Genomic DNA, 19140 nt, shown 5'->3' with positions numbered 1-19140 from the left:
GTCATTGAAAGGAAATCCCCCCAATGGCACGCGTCCTCGTCATGATCCCGTCGGGAGAAGTCTACGATCACGACAATGTCCGGTGGTACCGCTACAAGGACATTCAGAAGCACATCAATCATTACCATAACATTGGCGACGCCTTCGTATTCGACTCGACGTTGAAGCTGCTCAATTTCGACAAGCTCGACGCGCTGACCATTGCCGACCCCAAGCTCGAGGATGTCGACCGGCTGAATGAGGAATACGACTACGTCTTCCTGCGCGGCTCGAACTATGTCCACAAGGACATGCGGTGGAGCCAGACCGTCGAGGTTCTCAAGCGGCTCAAGATCCCCGTCATCGCGCTCGGCATTGGCGCGCAGGCGCCCGTCAAGGGCAACATCGAACTCTCCGCCGAGACCAAGCTGGTGCTTCGGATGATGGCCGATTCCACCACGTCCATCGGCGTGCGTGGCGCCTATTCGGCCCAGGTTCTGTGGGATATCGGCATCAAGAACGTGCGCATCGTGGGGTGTCCGACAGCCTTCCGACGGAACGATCCGAACCTCGAAATCCGGCTTCCGGCGTTGGAGAAAGTGCGCAACGTGGGCATCACCGTCCGCCGCGAGGTCTCGCCGTCCTATGCGCAGGACATCAAGCGCTATCTGACGTTCCATCGGGACCTCGTCAAATCCCTCGCGGAGCGGTTCGATGTGGTGCTGATGGCTCAGGGCGAGGTCGAGGAGAAGAAGATGGTGTTCGGCACGCCCGAGCAGAAGGAGGAGGCCTTCGCCAGCCTGCGCGCCAACAAGTGGGTGTCCGAGTGGTACATGGACGAAACGATGGAGCGCCTGCACCGGGAGCGCCTGTTCTATTCCGATGTGGTGGCGGATTACGAAGCACTCGTGCAGCAGAAGGATCTTGTCCTGGGCTACCGGCTCCACGGCAATCTGATGGCGCTCGCGAATGCGACGCCGTCCATCTATTTCACGTATGACAGCCGCACGGTCGAGTTCGCCGAGACTTACCAGATCCCGAGTTTCGACGTGTTCTCGGGCAAGGCCTTCAACATCGAGGATTATTGGGACCAGTCCCTCTTCGACAAGTTCAATCGCGCCTATCACCACACCTATCGCGAGATGCAGCAGTTTCTGGTGGAGAACGGGGCCGACACGAAAATGGTGGATGTCTTGCAGGACAAGGCGCGGAGCCCGGTGCAGAAGGTCGCCTGATGGAACCGCGCGTCCGGCTCGGACTTTGTGGAATCGCCGCCGCCGGTCTGTTTCTGGCCTGGACCGACCCCTCGCGGGCGGAGGTCGAGATTGCGCAAACCGGACCGGTGGAGACGGTATTCGACTGGTCGCGTGAGGCCTGCGTCAAGACGAACGTTCCAGACGCGCCGGCGCGCGCTTTCCGGAATGTGGACGGTGAAGTGCGCCTGATCGTCAGCCACAACGATAACCGGGCGCTTGTGGGCACGAGCCTCGGGACCGTGAAGCCGGACTGCGAGGTGCTGTTCGAGGCAGGGAGATCCGCGGATCTCGCCAGCTTCAATGATCTGAGCTGGATCTCCGCCGTCTATACCCGCGACGGCCGGCGGGTGGACGCCCTGGCGCATACCGAGCTTCGCGGAGAGCGCACGCCGGGTCAGTGTCCGGCTGGCGCCTACAGCGCCTGCCTGCTCAATACGGTGACGGCGCTTGTCTCCCACGATGGTGGCCGCACATTCGCGGCCGAGCAGCACAAAGGACAGCCGCCCGTCGTCGCGACCTTGCCCTATCCGTTCCCGACCGATCGCGAGTCCCGGGTAGGCTACGCCAACCCCACCAACATCGTCGCGCGGGACGGGTGGTATTATGCGTTCGTGTTCGCCGACCGCTACCGGGACCAGGCAAGGGGCAACTGTCTGATCCGCACGCAGGACCTGGCCGATCCGACCGCATGGCGCGCCTGGGACGGGACGGCCTTCTCGGTGACCTTCATCGACCCGTTCCGGGTCGGATCCGCCGATGCGGCCAACCACGTTTGCACGCCGGTCGCACCGCACCTTCTCGGCCGGATGATCGGCGGCATGGTGCAGTTGCGGGAGAGCGGCGAGATCGTTGCGGTGTTTGGCGACAAGCGGAAGCGGGCTGACGGAACCGTGGAAGAGGGGATCTTCGCATCGAGTTCGCGGGACCTGCTCGCCTGGACGCAACCTGCGCTGGTGATGGGGGCCTCTCTGCTCTGGGACAAATCCTGCGCGGAGCCTTCGGCGTATTTCTATCCCACGCTCATCGACCCTGAGGCGAAGACACTTTCTTTCGAGGATATGGGCAGCGAAGGCTTTCTCTATCTCACGCGTTATCAGCTAAGGGATTGCAAAGTGACCTGGGATCGCGATCTGGTGCGCGTCCCGGTCGCCCTCAGATCCAGGCCCTAAGGGGGAAGGGCGTTCCCCATGCTCCGATCAAGACAAAAGGTTCGATCATGACAATCCTCGTGACGGGCGGTGCCGGTTATATCGGCAGCCATATGGTTCTCGCGCTGCTGGATGCCGGGCGGAAGGTTGTAGTGCTGGACAATCTCAGCACCGGTTTCCGCTGGATCGTTCCAGCGGACGTGACGTTCGTCGAGGGCGATTGCGGCGACGAAGGCCTGGTCGGCGACATCATCCGCCAGCATGATATCGATGCCATCGCCCATTTTGCGGGTTCGATCGTCGTGCCGGATTCGGTCTCGGATCCGCTTGGCTACTACCTGAACAACACGGTGAAGTCCCGGGCGCTCCTCAGTGCTGCGGTGGCCAACGGCGTGACCCGCTTCATCTTCTCCTCGACAGCCGCTGTCTACGGCGATGCAGCGGAAAGCCCGATTTCCGAGACAGCCGATCTTCGGCCGCTCTCGCCCTATGGCTCCTCCAAGCTCATGACTGAAATCATGTTGCGGGATTCGGCTCTCGCCTATCCGCTGACTTATGTGGCGCTCCGCTATTTCAATGTCGCCGGGGCCGATCCACAGGGTCGGAGCGGCCAGTCGAGCCAGCGCGCGACGCATCTCATCAAGGTCGCGACTCAGGCCGCATTGGGACAGCGCACGCACGTCGACGTGTTCGGCACCGATTATCCGACTCCCGATGGCACGTGCCTGCGGGATTATATTCACGTCTCCGACCTCGCCAACGCGCATCTGGCGGCCCTGGCCCATCTCGAATCGGGGGGCGCCAGCACTGTCCTGAACTGTGGCTACGGGACAGGGCATTCGGTGATCGAGGTGATCGAGGCGGTCCGGCGGGTATCCGGTGTCGCCTTCTCGACCACGATCGTTCCGCGCCGTGCCGGTGATCCCGCCACCCTCGTTGCCGGCGTCTCTCGCATCCACGATCTGCTCGCATGGCGTCCCGCTCTCGACGATCTTGACACGATCATCGCTCACGCGCTGGCCTGGGAGGCCGCTTTGGCGGAGCGCCAGCAAAGGTCAAGCTGACCTGAGATTCGGCCTTTTTATGAAACTGGCAAGCGGCCCCGCGTCATATCGCGCCGGCCCGATTTGCAACGCGCCCTTGCGGCCACAGCTTTCCACAGCCACGATATGGCGCGACGGCTTGTCGATTCCGTGTTAGGTTGCGGCGAAATCAACGCAACCTATTTCATTCTTGATTACCCCCAAGTTGCCCGTGAAATAATTCATAGAATGTTAGGTTCGTGCGTTGTTAAGCGTTCGCAGTAGCGCGTATGGGAGCAATGATGTCCGAGGAAGAAGTCGAGTGCGTTGCGGAAGAACTGGCCAAGGTGGGCGGTGTTGCCTGGTATCCAGGGCGTGAGCCGAACGCCATCCTTCGAGTGGTCAGCGATCGCTACCGAGACAGAGCACGCGTCGCCATTGCGGCCCTTGAACGCCTTCGTGCCAGCCGGCAGCAGAGTGGTGCTATTCAATTGGAATCGGGTGAGAATCCCGATTTTGCCGGTATCATCCCGTCCAGGACAGCCGAGGAACTCGTTGTCGGCAGCGTGGTGATTTATCGCCCCCCCGGCGACCTGCGGGCGATTGCCTGCCGCGTTGCAAAAAGAGAGGGCGGTTCCGTGTATCTCGTGCCCTGCGAACGGCCGGATGTCGGATGGGTCCAGATCGACGGAATCATTCCCTCTCCGGCGCGAGAAGATCGCGAGCAAGACGAAAAAGCGCCCAGTTAAGCGGGCCTGGCGCTCGAGATCCCGCCGGAAATGGCGATCTTCTACCCCCTTGTTTTCCTTGCATCATGTGAGCCTTACCCTCGAACTGCGACAGTCTGTCAGAGAGGGAGATTCGAATGATCAGCGATGACGAAGTCCAAGACGTTGCGCGTGCGATCTACGGATCGGAGTACGATTCCCGGGGCTGGGACCACGAGCCGGGGCTTCTGAAGGAGCGGTTCCTGACCGAGGCGCGTCTTGCCATCGCTGCGCTCGATCGCCTCCGGATGGCCGCCAAGGGGGCGACCCGCGAACCCCGCCGACTCGTTGGCTGATCGTGTGATACCTTTCGCTTGGGCGGGCAGCCTCCGCCTGAGCAGAGTGGCGACCGGGTCCGGGGGCTGACGTGCCGGCTTTCGAGCCCTGAGACCCGTCGCTGGCATGGCTGCAAGGCGTGCCCCGCCGACAACCCCGGCCACATTTGACTTCCCCCCTGCTTTGAGAGACATCAGCCCCCGTCAGGGTCGGTGTTGCCTTGGCACATTTTTGTCTCGATCAGATTTGTCGCCGCCGGAGTATTGAATGGACGGTCACGTCGCGCATCAGCGTAGCTCATGGCGCCATTTCCATGTGGCCAGGCTGGCGAGCGCGGCGGAGCGGAGCCATGCGCGGCTTTGCCTGATTCTGGTCCTGTTATCCCTGGCCTGCTTTCTTCCCGGCTTCACCTCGTTGCACCCCATGGACCGCGACGAGCCGCGCTATGCGCAGGCGTCGAAGCAGATGCTGGAGACGGGCGACCTCGTCGATATTCGCTTCCAGGACGAGGCACGGCACAAGAAGCCGATCGGCATCTACTGGCTCCAGACCGGGACCGTCGCCATCGGTGAGGCCTTGGGTGTACCGGAGGCCCGCACGACGATCGCGCTCTACCGCATTCCTTCGCTTCTCGGGGCGCTCGCCGCCGTCCTTCTCACCTACTGGGCGGCCCTGGCGTTTCTCGGAAGGCGCGGGGCCTTCCTGGCCGCCGCCTTCATGGCCACCTGTATCCTCCTGATGGTGGAGGCGCGCCTTGCAAAGACCGATGCCGCTTTGGCGGCTTGCGCTATTGCGACCATGGGCGGGCTTGCCCGGGCCTATCTCGGCCGTGGGGCCGGCATTCTGCCGCGTCGAACGCTTGTGGTCTTCTGGGTCGGGCTCGCCGCCGGAATTCTCATCAAGGGCCCGTTGATCCTGATGTTCGTCGGGCTGAGCGCCGCCTCGCTGACCTGGCGCGAACGGTCGGCGCGCTGGCTGCTGACGCTTCGACCCCTCTATGGAGGTCTGCTCACGGTGCTCGTCGTGCTGCCGTGGTTCGTTGCCATCGCTTTGAAAAGCGGCGGCGCGTTCTACGCGGAGGCCGTCGGGCACGACATGCTGGGAAAGGTCGGCACGGCGCAGACCTACCACTGGGCCCCGCCTGGCTACTACCTTCTGGCCTTCTTCGCGACGTTCTGGCCGGGCGCGATCCTGGCGGCCATCGCCGTGCCCTTCGCGTGGATTCATCGCCGGGACGAGCCGGTGACCTTTGCCATTGCCTGGATCGTGCCCTCGTGGCTGATCTTCGAGCTCGTTCCGACCAAGCTGCCCCATTATGTGCTGCCCCTCTATCCGGCGATTGCAATCGTGACGGTGATGGCGATCTCCCGTCATTTCGTGGGTCCGCACCGGCCACTTGCCAAAGTGGCGGCGGTCCTGATCGCGCTGATCCCGGTGGGGCTGACCGTGGGCATTGCGGTGGCCGCGTGGACGTTGGACGGCACGCTTCCCTATCGGGCGCTTCCCGTTCTGATCCTGTCGTCGCTGGCGGCGCTCTATGCCTGGTGGCTGTTTGTGCGGAACCAGGTGCTGAAATGCGTCTGGGCGAGTTTTGGCGCGGCAATGCTCCTGTCGGTCGGCGTCTTCGGACTTGGACAATTGGATCTGCGGTCGCTGAAGGTGTCGCCGCGTCTTGCGGAGGTAGCCCGCAATCTGGGCTGCACCAGCCCACGCATCGCGACACTCGGTTATCGCGAGCCCAGCCTCGTCTTCCTGACGGGGACCGGTCTCGAGATGCTTGAGAGCGGTCCCGAGGCAGCAGCCTTCCTACAGGGCGGCGGATGCCGGCTCGTTTTCGTCGAAAAACGGTTCGAGGACGAGTTCCGCGCCGAGAATGAGCGCCTCGGGCAGAAGCCGGTGCTCTCGACCCGGGTCGCGGGTTTCAATATCAACAGCGGACGGCGGCTCGACATCGGAGCCTACGCGGTCGGCCTGTGAGGCCGTTCGTTCCATCAAGAGGTGGCCTCGAGGCCATTGCCCTATGACCGATCTCAGTGCTGCGACCCGCGTCAGCGTCGTCGTGCCCGTCAAGAACGAGGCTCTCAACGTTCTCCCGCTTCTCGAGGAGATCGAGCGGGCCTGCGCCGTCCTGGCGCCCTTCGAAGTGATCTACGTGGATGACGGCTCGACCGATGCGACCATCGCGGAGATCCGCAAGGCGCAGGCCTCGCGCCCCTGGCTTCGGGTTCTGCGGCATGGGTCGAGCTGCGGCCAGAGCGCCGCGGTCCGGACAGGCGTGGTCGCGGCGCGGTCGAATATCATTGTTACGCTGGACGGGGACGGGCAGAACGACCCGGCCTTCCTGCCTGAACTGGTGGCGGCCTTGAACGCTCCGGAAGTGGCCCTTGCGGCAGGGCAACGGGTGGGACGCAAGGACGGCGCCTCCAAGAAGTGGCAGTCGCGCATAGCCAACGGCGTGCGCGGCCGGATCCTGAAGGATGACACGCGAGATACCGGATGCGGACTCAAGGCGTTCCGCCGCGACGTCTACCTGGCTTTGCCCTATTTCGATGCGCTCCACCGCTTCATGCCTGCCCTGGTCAAGCGCGACGGTTACTCGGTTGCCCATGTGGACGTGGTCGATCGGCCCCGGCATGCCGGTCGGTCAAATTACGGCCTCTTTGATCGCCTTTGGGTCGGTATTCTCGATCTGGCCGGGGTGTGGTGGCTGATCCGCCGCCGCCGTAAGGTCCCGGTCATTCAGGAGATCGTCTGATGCTGATGCGGCTGTCGCATGATATCGGCCTCTACTTTTACGACGTGCTCGTGGCGCGGTTCGACCTGTGGGCCGCCTTTGGCGTCATCGCCCAGTTCGTCTTCGGCGCAAGGTTTCTGGTGCAGTGGCTGGCGAGCGAGAAGGCGGAAAAGAGCGTCATTCCGGTCGGCTTCTGGTTCCTGTCCATTTCGGGCGGGCTGATGACGCTCGTCTACGGCTTTGCGCGGCGAGACGTGGTGATCATCCTGGGCCAGGCCTTTTCCATCTTCATCTACATCCGCAATCTCATGCTGATCGCCAAGGATGCCAAGAAGCGCAAGGCGATGGCGGCGGCGGAGGCCGCCGTGGGCGCGGAAGGCGCGGCGGGATAGCGCCCGACCGCGCCTCAGCCCAGCCGTCCTAGCCGTCGGCGTCCCGCAATCGCGCAAAGCCCGCATCGAGGTCGCGCTTGAGGTCGTCGAGGTCTTCGAGGCCGATGTGGAAGCGCAGACCGTGCCCGCCCGGGCGCCACTGCGTCGCCGTCCGGTAGGTTGCACAGTCGAAGGGCACCACCAGGCTCTCGAATCCGCCCCATGAAAATCCCATGCCGAAGAGGGCGAGGCCGTCGAGCATGGCCGCCAGCGCCTTGTCCGAGCAGGGCTTCAGGACCACCGAGAACAGACCCGACGACCCTTTGAAATCACGTTTCCAGATGGCGTAGCCAGGGTCTGTTTCCAGCGCCGGGTGGAGGACCTGCGCCACCTCCGGGCGGTCCCCGAGCCATTTCGCCATGTCGAGGGCCTGACGTTCATGTTCGCGCAGGCGCAGCGCCATCGTCCGCAAGCCCCGCAACCCCAGAAACACATCCTCCGGGCCCGGGCACATGGCCAGCGCGTCATAGGTCTTTCGTAGGGTGGCGAAGCAGCGTTCATTCGCCGAGACCATGCCGAGGAGCAGGTCCGAACCACCGCTGAGATACTTCGTGCCGGCCTCGATGGCCACGTCCACACCGCGGTCGTGGGGCGGGAAAAACAGCGGGGTCGCCCAGGTATTGTCCATGATGACCACCGCACCGTGGCCGTGGGCGACCTCGGCGATCGCCGGAATATCCTGCATCTCGAAGGACTGGGAGCCGGGTGCTTCCGTAAAGACAACGCTCGTATTGGGCCGCAACAGATCGGCGATTCCGGCGCCGATCAGCGGATCGTAATAGGTGGTTTCCACACCAAACTTCTTGAGCATCCCCTCGCAGAAAATCCGGGTCGGGCGATAGACCGAATCCGTCATCAGCAGGTGGTCGCCCGCCTTGAGGAAGGCCATCAGCGCGAGGGTTACGGCAGCAAGACCCGAGGGTGCGAGCACTGTGCCGGCGGCTCCCGCCACCTGCGTCCAGGCCGCCTCCAATGACTGCGTGGTGGGTGTGCCGTGTGTGCCGTAGGTGAAGCGCCCGCGGCGGTTCAGGAGGTCGTCGGTGGTCGGGAACAGCACCGTCGAGCCGCGATAGATCGGCGTGTTGACGAAGCCGTGCTGCTGGCTCGGGTCGCGGCCGGCGTGAACCAGCCGGGTGCGTTCGCCGAGGTCGTCGATCTTGGGAGGGAGGTTTGACATTGCCTACGGAAATTTTTGGAGGGCAGGGGCTCTGATGTGGGACGGCCGCGCGGCTGCCGTCAAGTCAGGTCGGGGCCACCTTCCTATCAACACTTGACCCGTCATCGATGATAGAATGTGATGGTTTCGGAAGCTGCCTTCGTCAGGCGGCGGACACGTGCCAAACAGGAACTCGGCTGGACGCTTCCGATCATGGGGGCGCTAAGCCGTCTAGTGGAGACGATAACAAAATGAAAAAGGCCATCGTATCGATCGCCTTCGGCCTCACGGCCTGCCTTGTTGCGACGGGCGCCTCGGCTCAGGCGACGCTCAACAGTGTGAAGCAGAAGGGCTACCTGACCTGTGGGTCAAATACCGGCCTTGCCGGCTTCGGCGTTCCCGACGCGCAGGGGACCTGGACGGGCCTCGACGTCGAATTCTGCCGCGCCATGTCGGCAGCCATCTTCGACGATCCGACCAAAGTGCGGTTCATTCCGCTCGCCGCCAAGGACCGGTTCACGGCCCTGCAGTCGGGCGAGGTCGACGTCCTGTCCCGGAACTCGACCGCCACCATGTCGCGCGACACCCAGCTCGGCCTCGACTTCCCGGCCATCAATTACTTCGACGGCCAGGGCTTCATGGTCCGCAAGAAGCTCGGCGTCTCGTCCGCCAAGGAGCTGAACGGCGCGTCCATCTGCACCCAGCAGGGCACGACGACCGAGTTGAACCTCGCGGACTATTTCCGCGCCAACAACATGAAGTACGAAGTGGTGGCATTCGCCACCTCGGACGAAACCTTCAAGGCCTATGACGCGGGTCGTTGCGATGCGTTCACGACCGACGCCTCCGGCCTCTATTCCGAGCGCCTGCGCGCTTCGGCTCCCGATGACCATATCGTGCTCCCGGAGATCATCTCCAAGGAGCCGCTTGGCCCGGCAGTTCGTCACGGCGACAACCAGTGGGGCGATATCGTCCGCTGGACCCACTACGCCATGCTGAACGCCGAAGAGTTCGGCGTCACCAAGGCGAACGTCGAGCAGATGAAGGGCTCGGACAACCCCGAGATCAAGCGTCTCCTCGGCACAGAGGGCAAGTATGGCGAGGCCATCGGACTCACCAACGACTGGGCTCTGCGCATCATCAAGCAGGTGGGCAATTACGGCGAGAGCTTCGAGCGCAACGTCGGCGAGGGCTCCAAGCTGAAGATCAAGCGCGGCCAGAACGCGCTTTGGACGAAGGGCGGCCTGCAATACGGCATCCCGATCCGCTAAGCGAACCGACCTTGGGGCGTCCGGAGTGATCCGGGCGCCCTTCTTGCAAAAGAATGCGCGCCCGACCAAGAGGCGTGACGTCCAACAACACGCCGTGAGGGGTTGAGTTCAGTGCAGACAACCGTCAGCCAGACATCGCCGCCTGAGAAGTCGATCCTTTACGATCCAAAGGTTCGCGGCGCCTTCTATCAGGTGCTGCTCGTCCTGATCGTCGGCTACCTTTTTTATATGGCCGCCTCGAACGCGGTTGAAAATCTCCAGCGCGCCAAGATTGCCTCGGGCTTCGGCTTCCTCAACAACACGGCCGGCTTCGATATCAGCCAGACGCTGATCTCATTCAGCGCTGCAGGGTCCACCTATGGCGATGCCTTCATCGTCGGCCTCCTCAACACCCTGCTTGTGTCGGCCATCGGCATCGTGCTCGCGACATTCCTGGGGTTCACCGTCGGCATCGCGCGGCTGTCAAAAAACTGGATGGTCGCCAAGGTGGCGATGGTCTACGTGGAACTCCTGCGCAACATCCCGCTGCTGCTGCAATTGCTGTTCTGGTACATCGCGGTGCTTGGGCCCTTGCCGCAACCGCGCGATTCCATCGGGATGGGGGCCGGCTTTTTCCTCAATTCCCGCGGTCTCTTCATGCCCCGGCCGCTCTACGCGAGCGACGCCTGGGTGATGGGAGCGGCGCTTGTGATCGGTATCGTCGGGACCATCATCTTCCGGACCTGGGCGAAGAAGCAGCAGGAATCGACCGGCCGGCAATACCCGCTCGGCCTGGTGACGATCGGGCTCGTTCTCGGCCTGCCGATCCTCGCCTGGCTCGCTTTGGCCGTCGTCGGCGCGAATCCGATCAGCTTCGAAATGCCCCAGAAGGGCACTTTCAACCTGCGCGGTGGCATGCAGATCCTGCCGGAATTCGTGGCGTTGCTCGTTGGCCTCGTGACCTATACGGCAGCGTTCATCGCCGAGGTCGTGCGCGCCGGGATCTTGGCCGTCTCGAAGGGTCAGACGGAAGCTGCCGGTTCCCTGGGTCTGCGTCCGGGCCAGACATTGCGGCTCGTCGTGGTCCCGCAGGCCATGCGGGTGATCATCCCGCCGCTCACGAGCCAGTATCTCAACCTGACCAAGAACTCGTCGCTCGCGGTCGCCATCGGGTATCCTGATCTCGTCCAGGTCTTCATGGGCACCGTGCTCAACCAGACCGGCCAGGCGATCGAGGTCGTCGTCATCACCATGGGCGTCTATCTCACGATCAGTCTCGTGACGTCCTTCGTGATGAACATTTACAATCGCCGCGTCGCGATCGTTGAACGGTAGGAATTGTCATGAGCACCGCCGTCGACACCAATCGCTTCGTCCGATCAGAGCCCATCGCGGCTCTCCCACCGCCGAACCTCGCCCGCGGGCCCGTCGCCTGGGTGCGGGAAAACCTGTTCTCGAGCCCTCTCAACACGCTTCTGACCCTGTTCGTCGCCTACCTGCTCTACGTTCTCATTCCGCCGATCGTTGATTTCCTTTTCATCAATGCGGTCTGGACTGGCACGGACCGCGATGCTTGCCGGGCGGAAACCGCGGGACATCGGGTCGGGGCCTGCTGGGCCTTCGTGATCGATAAGATCAATTACTTCACCTATGGCTCCTACACGATCGCAGAGCGCTGGCGGGTCAACATTTTCTTCGCCATGCTGGCCCTTGGGGTGACATGGTTGCTGTGGCTGAAGGCGCCCCGGCGGGATCTTGGTGCTGCGTACTTCTTCTGGCTGTTCCCGACCTTCTCCTACGTCCTCCTCACCGGTGGCAATCTCGATCTCGGTGGCCGGTTCTGGCTCGGATTCGTGGCCTTCGCGATCCTGCTCATGGCGGCATTCGGGTTGATGGCCCACCTGCTGAAAGTGTCGGTCAAATCCGGTGTCGCGATTGCTGGCGGCATCGTCGCCGTCCTCGGCATCACCCTCGCGCTGATGGATTTCGATTTCGGCCTCCAGCATGTGCCGACCTCCCTCTGGGGCGGCGTCCTCGTGACGCTTCTGGTTGCCACGGTCGGCATTGTTTTCTCCCTGCCGTTCGGGATCCTGCTCGCGCTCGGCCGACGGTCCAGGCTTCCGGTCGTGCAGCTGGCCTCCGTGATCTTCATCGAGTTCGTTCGCGGCGTGCCGCTCATCACGGTGCTGATCATGGCCAACACCATGCTGCCGCTGTTCCTGCCCGCCGACATGACCGTCGACCGGCTGGCGCGGCCGCTGATCGGTGTCGCGTTCTTTGCCTCTGCCTACATGGCCGAGGTCGTGCGCGGCGGCCTGCAGGCGATGCCGAAGGGGCAATATGAAGGCGCGATGTCGCTGGGGCTCAACTACCCGCAGATGATGGTGTTCATCATCCTGCCGCAGGCGCTTCGGATCGTCATTCCGGGGATTGTCAACACCTTCATCGGCTTGTTCAAGGATACGTCGCTGGTGTCGATCGTCGGCATCTTCGATCTGATCAAGACCATCGAGGCCTCCCGGATCGATCCGAACTGGGCGGCGCCGACCATCAGCTATACCGGGTACGCTTTCGCGGCTTTCTTCTACTTCGTCTTCTGCTTTGGTATGTCGCGCTATTCCCTTGGGGTTGAGCGACGGCTGGCAGCAGGTCAAAACAGGTGAGTTCTTCCATGGCAACGACACTGACTTCGCGACAAGCGGCCATCGATCCGACGGCTCAGCCGGCGATCGAACTGATCGACGTCCACAAATGGTATGGCGAGTTTCACGTCCTTCGCGACATCAACCTGTCGGTCCAGCGGGGCGAGCGGATCGTCATCTGCGGTCCGTCGGGATCCGGAAAATCGACCATGATCCGCTGCATCAACCGGCTGGAGGAGCACCAGAAGGGCCGCATCATCGTGGACGGGACGGAACTCACCAACGACCTCAAGCGCATTGACGAGGTGCGGCGCGAGGTCGGCATGGTGTTCCAGCACTTCAACCTTTTCCCGCACCTGACCATCCTCGAGAACTGCACCCTGGCGCCGATCTGGGTGAAGAAGATGCCCAAGCGCGAGGCCGAGGAAGTGGCCATGAAATACCTGACGCGAGTCAAAATCCCCGAGCAGGCCAACAAGTATCCGGGCCAGCTCTCGGGCGGCCAGCAGCAGCGTGTGGCGATCGCCCGCTCGCTCTGCATGAGCCCGAAGATCATGCTGTTCGACGAGCCGACCTCGGCGCTCGATCCGGAAATGGTCAAGGAGGTGCTCGACACCATGGTGAGTCTCGCCGACGAGGGCATGACGATGCTGTGCGTGACCCATGAGATGGGCTTCGCCCGTCAGGTCGCGGACCGGGTGATCTTCATGGATTACGGGCAGATCGTGGAGATGAACACCCCGGACGCCTTCTTCAAGAACCCGCAGCACGAGCGCACCCGCCTGTTCCTGTCGCAGATCCTGCACTGACGCCGGACCCAGGCGCCGGGACGCTTCCCGGTCTCAGGCAACGCCGCCTTGAAAAAGGCCCCGGTCTCTCCGGAGCCTTTTTCGTGACGGGCGTCGGCAAAGGCTAGCGCGGCGTCGTCGGGCCGGTCTCGATCGGCAGGTCTTCCCGCGACCCCCATTCGGCCCAGGAGCCGTCATAGAGGGCCTTGGCGGGATGGCCCGCACTCTCCAGCGCGAGCGACAGGATCGCGGCCGAAACACCCGATCCGCAACTGGTGATGACGGGCTTGGCCGGATCGACGCCGGCCGCCTCCAGCGCCTTGTCGATGCCGGCGCTGTCCTTCAGCTTTCCGTTCTCGATCAGGGCCGCGAAGGGCAGGTTCAGACTGCCGGGCATATGTCCCGCCCGCACGCCCGGGCGCGGCTCCGGCGCCTCGCCCCGGAACCGGTCGGCCGGACGCGCATCGACCACCTGCGTCGATCCGGTCTCAAGGGCGGTCTTGACCACTGCGGCATCCGCGACGACGGACGGATCGAAGACCGGGGTGAAGACCCGGGGCGCCGGCACCCGGGCGGGGCCGGTTTCCACCGGCCGCTTTTCGGCGAGCCAGGCAGGAAAGCCGCCTTCCAGGATCCGAACATCCTTTGCCCCGAAGGCGCGCAGGGTCCAGCGCACCCGGGGGGCCGAGAACAGCCCGGCGCCGTCGTAGACGATCACAAGCGTGTCGTTGCCGATGCCCATCGCGCCGACTCGCTGGGCGAATTCCTCCGGCGGGGGCAGCATGTGGGGGAGGGACGACGACATATCCCGGATCGAATCGATGTCGAAACGCACTGCGCCGGGGATGTGGCCGGCGAGGTACTCGGCCTCCGCGTCGCGGTTTTGGGTCGGCAGATACCAGGAACCGTCGACGATCACGACATTCGGATCGCCGAGATGCGATTCCAGCAGGGCGGGGGTGACGAAGATCTGAGGCATGGCAATCACTCCGATGCGCGGTAAGGCGCCTAAAATGCGTTCGCGTTCGCGGGCCGTCACGCAGACGCGGCCCGCGGCGGGGCGGTCAATCGACGAGGGAAATCCGCACGCGGCGGTTCTGCTTCCCCTTTTTCTCGATGTTGGTCACGGCGACCGTTCCGATCTCGCTGGTGCGCCGCACATGCGTCCCGCCGCAAGGCTGCAGGTCGATGCCTTCGATGGCAACCAGACGCACCTTGCCGGAGCCCCGTGGCGGCTTGACCGACATGGTTTTGACGAGGCCGGGATTGGCGTCGAGTTCCGCATCGGTGATCCAGCTTTCCGTAACGGCGGCGTCGCGGGCGATGAGGGCGTTGAGCCTGTCGGTGAGGTCGGTTTTGTCGAGGCCGGAATCCGCGATGTCGAAATCGAGACGGCCGTCGCCCTCGCCAATCGCCCCCCCGGTGACCGGATACGGCAGGACGACGCTCAGGAGATGCAGAGCCGTATGCACGCGCATGCGCTTGAGGCGCGGTTCCCAGTCGAGGGTCAGCGACACAGGGTCGCCCGGCGCGAACCGTGTCGCCTCCTCAGGTCCGACCACATGAGCGATCTGCGTGCGGTCTGCCGCGTAGACCGTATTCGAAACCGGAACCTCGGTGCCGTCGGCGCGACGGATCACTGCCGAGTCACCGGGTTGTCCACCGCCTTGCGCATAGCAGATCGTGCGGTCGAGAATGACGCCGCCGTCAGGGGTGGTGCCGACGACGACGGCGTCGCAGCGTCGCAGATAGGCATCGTCTCGAAAGAGAAGCGCGGTCGCGGTCATCGTGATCCTGCTGTTGAGCATGGAGGAAGCGCCCCGGGTGGGGACGGAAGCTGACGGCAAGAGCGTGGCCCGGTCAAGCCGCCTCCACAGCCTTCATGCCGCGGTGTCGCTGCCGGATTCGACGGGGCCTCGGGCTATGCGGAACGCGTCCAGGGCGCGTGCGCGGGCGGCCGCATGGTCGACCACCGGACGGGGATAGGTCTTTCCAAGCCCAACCCCGGCATCCGCCCGTTGGGTCTCCGGCGCGTCCCACGGCTTGTGAAGGAAACGGTCCGGCAAGCGCGCCAGTTCGGGCACGAAACGCCGCACATAGGCACCATCCGTATCGAACTTCTCGCCTTGGGTGACCGGGTTGAAAATGCGGTGGAACGGCGCCGAATCCGGGCCGGATCCGGCGACCCATTGCCAGTTGAAGGCGTTGTTGGCCGGGTCGGCATCCACGAGGGTATCCCAGAACCAGGCCTCGCCGTCGCGCCAATCGATCAACAGGTGCTTGGACAGGAAGGAGCCGACAACCATCCGGATCCGGTTATGCATCCAGCCGGTTTGCCAGAGCTGACGCATGCCCGCATCGACGATCGGATAGCCGGTCAATCCCTGCTGCCACGGCTCCAGGCCGCTTTTGCCTTGCGACCACGGCATCGCGTCGAAGCGGGCGCTGTAGGATCGGGTCGCAAGGTCGGGCTGATGGTAGAGAATCTGGTAGCAGAAATCGCGCCACGTCAGCTCGGTGAGAAATTTCCGGCCGTCCGTGGCGCGTGACGGATTTTCGGCCATGGCCGCAGAAACGGCGTGCCAGACCTGCCGGGGGCTGATTTCCCCATGCCGGAGGTAGGGCGAGAGCCGGGACGAGCCGTCGATGCCCGGCCGCTCCCGCTTGTCGGCGTAGCCCGCCAGGTGCTCATCGAGAAAGTCGCCGAGCCGTCCCCGCGCGGCCGCCTCGCCACGGGTCCAGGTTTCGGCCAATCCCTTCGCCCAATTGGGTTTGCCGGGTTCGAGCCTGAGAGCGCTCAGGGAGACCGAGGCCTTGCGTAGGTCAGCCGGCCACGCCCCGCCAGGGATCGTTCGGGGCGCGGGCAGGGGCGCTGGAACAGGACGGGCCATGGCTGTGCGGCTATAGGGGGTAAACACGCGAAACGGCGTGCCGGACTGGTTTTTGATCTCCCACGGCTCGTGCAGCAGGGACCCGTTGAAGCTTTCGACCGTGACCCCGTCGGCACCCAGGCGCTCTTTCAGGGCCGAATCGATCCCGATCTCGCCCTCGCCGTAGCGACGGTTCCAGTAGATCGCGGTCGCGCCTGTCTCGGCTGCGATCCGCGACACCCACTGTTCAGCTGGCCCCTCGAAGAGCAGGAGTTCGCCGCCGATGCCGGCAAGCGATTCTGCCAGCTTTTCGAGGGAACCGTGGAGCCACCATCGCGCCGCGCCGCCGAGGGGACGCAGGCCGGGGCTGCCGTCGTCGAGAATGAAAAAGCACAGGACAGGGACCTTTGCGGCGATGGCGGCCCGCAAAGCGGGGTTATCTGCCATGCGGCGGTCGTCGCGAAACCAGACCAGGGCTGGAGCAGCCAATTTCGGGATCCCATCTGTGAGAAGGGCAGGCCCATCGGGCGCGGCCGGAACGAAAGATCCCACCGAAATGGCTCAGGGCGAGCCAATTTCAAACACCAATCTTGAACCCGGGGAGGGAATTGGCGGCGGTGATGGGTTTCAGCCAGCCCCGCGCTCTCCATTCTTCCTGAACAATGATTCGGCCCTTCTGAGAACCGCCGGAGGCCAATCACAACCCGGCCTGGAGATTGCACCGGGCCGTCATGCGTCATATCCACGAGCATGGATGCTTTCGATGACCCACAGGCCGCCGCGCGCTACGCTGAAAACCCGCCGCGCATGGTGCCCGGTTATGCCGACATGCAACGCATGGCCATGCTGCTTCTCGCGGAACAGGCGCCGGATGATGCGACGATTCTCGTTCTCGGTGCCGGAGGCGGCCTCGAAATGAAGGTCTTCGCCGAGGCTCAGCCCGGCTGGTCTTTTGTGGGGGTCGATCCCTCCGCTCCGATGCTCGACCTTGCGCGATCGACGCTCGGGCCGCTCTCGGCGCGGGCGCAGTGGCACAACGGGTATATCGATCATGCACCGACAGGGCCGTACGACGCCGCAGCCTGTATTCTCACGCTCCACTTTATCGAGCGGCAGGAGCGTCTGAGCACCCTGAAGGAGGTCAGGAATCGGCTGAAACCGGGCGCGCCCTTCGTGGTTGCCCATTACAGCATCCCGGCGGGCGAACTCGATCTGTGGATGTCGCGATTTGCGGCCTTCGCGGTTTTGTCCGGGATCGAGCGTTCTCAAGCTGACAAGGCGCGTACCGGGATCGCGGAACGCCTACCGATCCTTTCGCCGGAAGAGGACGAGCACCTCCTGAGGGAGGCCGGCTTCAGCAGGATCAGCCTGTTCTACGTCGGCTTTACGTTCCGGGGCTGGGTCGCCTACGCCTGAGATCCCTTTCGGCTTTTTTTGCCGACCACGTCTGTCAGGCTCGGTTCGCGACGGACATGCAACCGCCGCTCCGGGGGGGCGGCTTGGACGGATCGCCAAACCCGCACGGTGAAACCGTCGGAGAGTGCCACACCGTGAGCGATCAACGGCCGCCGCGAGGCGGGTCAGGATCAGCCAAGTTATTGTGATAATTGGAAAAATTGGCTCCGGCGGTAGGATTCGAACCTACGACCAACGGATTAACAGTCCGCTGCGCTACCGCTGCGCCACGCCGGAATAAGCCATGCCGGGTCTGAGCCGGCTGGATGTCTCTCGCCGAAGGCTCTCCCTTAGACAGGGTGGGGCGGTCGGCGTGAGGTGGGAGCGATATAGCACGGGTTTCGCGCGTTGCAAGTCCTGTATTCAAGTCCGGGATTTCGCTGGTCCGGCTGTTGCTCTTTGGACCAGTGCTCTGCTATGCAGCAGCCGTCGCGGTTGCGGCGCGCCCCGGATGGCCTCGTGGCGGAGTGGTTACGCAGAGGACTGCAAATCCTTGCACCCCGGTTCGATTCCGGGCGAGGCCTCCATCCATCTTCTGAGGCATTTCATGGTCGATTTCTCGCAGGCGCGTCGGACGATGGTGGACAGCCAGCTGCGCACTTTCGATGTGAACGACATCCCGCTTCTCGACGCCATCGACGCGGTTCCGCGCGAGTCCTTCGTGATGCCGGGTCGCGAGTCCCTCGCGTACAGCGATCAGGAATTGCCGGTGAGCGACGGTCCGGACCGTCGCTTCATGCTGACGCCGGCGGTCCTGGCGCGCCTGATTCAGGCCCTCGAGATCAATTCCGGCGATGCGGTCCTCGATGTCGCGTGCGGACGAGGCTACGCGTCTGCGATCATGGGGCTTCTCGGCGCCACTGTCACCGGCCTGGAATCGGACGAGGCGCTGGCGGATTCAGCCCGCCGGTCGCTGGCCGATGCGGGAAACGCGACTGTCACGATCAAGGTTGGAAACCTCGCCCATGGCCACAAGCAGCCGGAGGGGTTCGACGCCATTCTCATCAACGGCGCGCTCGACGTGAAACCAGAGACCTTGCTGAACCAGTTGAAGGATGGCGGCCGGCTTGCCTGCGTCATGGGCCGGGGTCGCTCGGCGCGCGCGACGCTCTTCGTTCGGGCAGGCGATGCGTTTGGAGAGCGCGCCCTGTTCGATGCGGCGGCGCCCGTACTCGCGGCGTTTCAGGCCAAGCCGGGCTTCAAGTTTTAACGCCCGTTAACCCTTGTGGGGGTGTCGCTTATTTGCGCCACTCGTGCGTAAAATAGACAAAGTTGCGGGACCCGGATTGCCGACTCGTCCGCCATGGTTATTGTTTCGTTTTGCATCGTGTTGGTTTAAAGACATTGAAGAGAAACGGTCGAGCGG

Annotated in this window: 18 protein-coding genes and 2 tRNA genes; 15 read left to right on the top strand and 5 right to left on the bottom strand. The window is 63.6% G+C overall.

The genetic code is table 11. From position 1 onward, the window contains the following. Positions 1-23: 23 nt before the first annotated feature. From J4G32_RS01515 to J4G32_RS01480, 8 genes are all read left to right on the top strand, one after another. Positions 24-1214 (top strand): polysaccharide pyruvyl transferase family protein, encoded by a 1191-nt coding sequence (locus J4G32_RS01515; RefSeq protein ID WP_210483375.1) that lies wholly within the window; start codon positions 24-26, stop codon positions 1212-1214. After that, positions 1214-2404, top strand: a complete 1191-nt coding sequence (locus J4G32_RS01510) for a hypothetical protein (protein WP_210483372.1) — start codon at positions 1214-1216, stop codon at positions 2402-2404. The genes J4G32_RS01515 and J4G32_RS01510 overlap by 1 nt, the downstream gene beginning before the upstream one ends. A gap of 47 nt (positions 2405-2451) precedes the next feature. Next, entirely contained in the window at positions 2452-3447 is a 996-nt protein-coding gene (gene galE, locus J4G32_RS01505; protein WP_210483370.1) for a UDP-glucose 4-epimerase GalE, read from the top strand. A gap of 260 nt (positions 3448-3707) precedes the next feature. Then, a complete protein-coding gene (locus tag J4G32_RS01500; RefSeq protein ID WP_210483368.1) occupies positions 3708-4154 on the top strand; it encodes a hypothetical protein in 447 nt (148 codons plus the stop codon). Positions 4155-4270: 116 nt separating this feature from the next. After that, positions 4271-4468, top strand: coding sequence for a hypothetical protein (locus J4G32_RS01495; protein ID WP_210483366.1), 198 nt, complete (start codon positions 4271-4273; stop codon positions 4466-4468). Positions 4469-4715: 247 nt separating this feature from the next. Further along, on the top strand, positions 4716-6425 hold the full coding sequence (locus J4G32_RS01490; RefSeq protein ID WP_210483364.1) for an ArnT family glycosyltransferase: 1710 nt from the start codon (positions 4716-4718) through the stop codon (positions 6423-6425). Between the two features lie 43 nt (positions 6426-6468). After that, positions 6469-7203 carry a glycosyltransferase family 2 protein gene (locus tag J4G32_RS01485; protein WP_210483362.1) on the top strand — a complete coding sequence of 245 codons (735 nt, stop codon included), beginning with the start codon at positions 6469-6471 and terminating at the stop codon, positions 7201-7203. Then, a complete protein-coding gene (locus J4G32_RS01480) occupies positions 7203-7574 on the top strand; it encodes a lipid-A-disaccharide synthase N-terminal domain-containing protein (protein WP_210483353.1) in 372 nt (123 codons plus the stop codon). Before J4G32_RS01485 ends, J4G32_RS01480 begins: the two co-directional genes overlap by 1 nt. A gap of 28 nt (positions 7575-7602) precedes the next feature. Here J4G32_RS01480 and metC read toward each other — a convergent pair whose 3' ends face one another. After that, complete coding sequence (metC, locus tag J4G32_RS01475) at positions 7603-8790, bottom strand: cystathionine beta-lyase (protein ID WP_210483351.1); 1188 nt, start codon at positions 8788-8790, stop codon at positions 7603-7605. Positions 8791-9020: 230 nt separating this feature from the next. Here metC and J4G32_RS01470 point away from each other — a divergent pair, with 230 nt between their 5' ends. The 4 genes from J4G32_RS01470 (at position 9021) to J4G32_RS01455 (ending at position 13470) form a co-directional block, all read left to right on the top strand. After that, the gene (locus J4G32_RS01470) at positions 9021-10040 is read left to right on the top strand and encodes an amino acid ABC transporter substrate-binding protein (protein ID WP_210483349.1); all 1020 of its coding nucleotides are present in this window, start codon (positions 9021-9023) and stop codon (positions 10038-10040) included. A gap of 111 nt (positions 10041-10151) precedes the next feature. Next, a complete protein-coding gene (locus tag J4G32_RS01465; protein WP_210483347.1) occupies positions 10152-11354 on the top strand; it encodes an amino acid ABC transporter permease in 1203 nt (400 codons plus the stop codon). 8 nt (positions 11355-11362) lie between these two features. Then, a complete protein-coding gene (locus J4G32_RS01460; protein WP_210483345.1) occupies positions 11363-12682 on the top strand; it encodes an amino acid ABC transporter permease in 1320 nt (439 codons plus the stop codon). Positions 12683-12690: 8 nt separating this feature from the next. Then, complete coding sequence (locus J4G32_RS01455) at positions 12691-13470, top strand: amino acid ABC transporter ATP-binding protein (protein WP_210483343.1); 780 nt, start codon at positions 12691-12693, stop codon at positions 13468-13470. 103 nt (positions 13471-13573) lie between these two features. On the opposite strand, the gene sseA is transcribed toward J4G32_RS01455, so the two are convergent. From sseA to J4G32_RS01440, 3 genes are all read right to left on the bottom strand, one after another. Next, positions 13574-14428, bottom strand: a complete 855-nt coding sequence (gene sseA / locus J4G32_RS01450) for a 3-mercaptopyruvate sulfurtransferase (protein WP_210483342.1) — start codon at positions 14426-14428, stop codon at positions 13574-13576. Between the two features lie 85 nt (positions 14429-14513). Beyond that, a complete protein-coding gene (locus tag J4G32_RS01445; protein WP_210483340.1) occupies positions 14514-15236 on the bottom strand; it encodes an alanyl-tRNA editing protein in 723 nt (240 codons plus the stop codon). Positions 15237-15329: 93 nt separating this feature from the next. After that, the gene (locus J4G32_RS01440) at positions 15330-16871 is read right to left on the bottom strand and encodes a cryptochrome/photolyase family protein (RefSeq protein ID WP_343232564.1); all 1542 of its coding nucleotides are present in this window, start codon (positions 16869-16871) and stop codon (positions 15330-15332) included. A 198-nt stretch (positions 16872-17069) separates the two neighbouring features. On the opposite strand from J4G32_RS01440, the gene J4G32_RS01435 reads away from it, so the two are divergent. Next, on the top strand, positions 17070-17735 hold the full coding sequence (locus J4G32_RS01435; protein WP_210483336.1) for a class I SAM-dependent methyltransferase: 666 nt from the start codon (positions 17070-17072) through the stop codon (positions 17733-17735). Between the two features lie 201 nt (positions 17736-17936). Here J4G32_RS01435 and J4G32_RS01430 read toward each other — a convergent pair. Further along, a tRNA-Asn gene (locus tag J4G32_RS01430) sits at positions 17937-18011 on the bottom strand. A 216-nt stretch (positions 18012-18227) separates the two neighbouring features. On the opposite strand from J4G32_RS01430, the gene J4G32_RS01425 reads away from it, so the two are divergent. Both J4G32_RS01425 and J4G32_RS01420 read left to right on the top strand, forming a co-directional pair. After that, positions 18228-18301: transfer RNA gene (locus tag J4G32_RS01425), tRNA-Cys, on the top strand. Positions 18302-18321: 20 nt separating this feature from the next. Continuing rightward, entirely contained in the window at positions 18322-18984 is a 663-nt protein-coding gene (locus J4G32_RS01420) for a protein-L-isoaspartate O-methyltransferase family protein (protein WP_210485451.1), read from the top strand. Positions 18985-19140: the final 156 nt, after the last annotated feature.

The organism is Microvirga antarctica (assembly GCF_017921815.1).
GTDB classification, from domain to species: domain Bacteria; phylum Pseudomonadota; class Alphaproteobacteria; order Rhizobiales; family Beijerinckiaceae; genus Microvirga; species Microvirga antarctica.
This window is presented reverse-complemented; position numbering and strand designations above follow the sequence as displayed.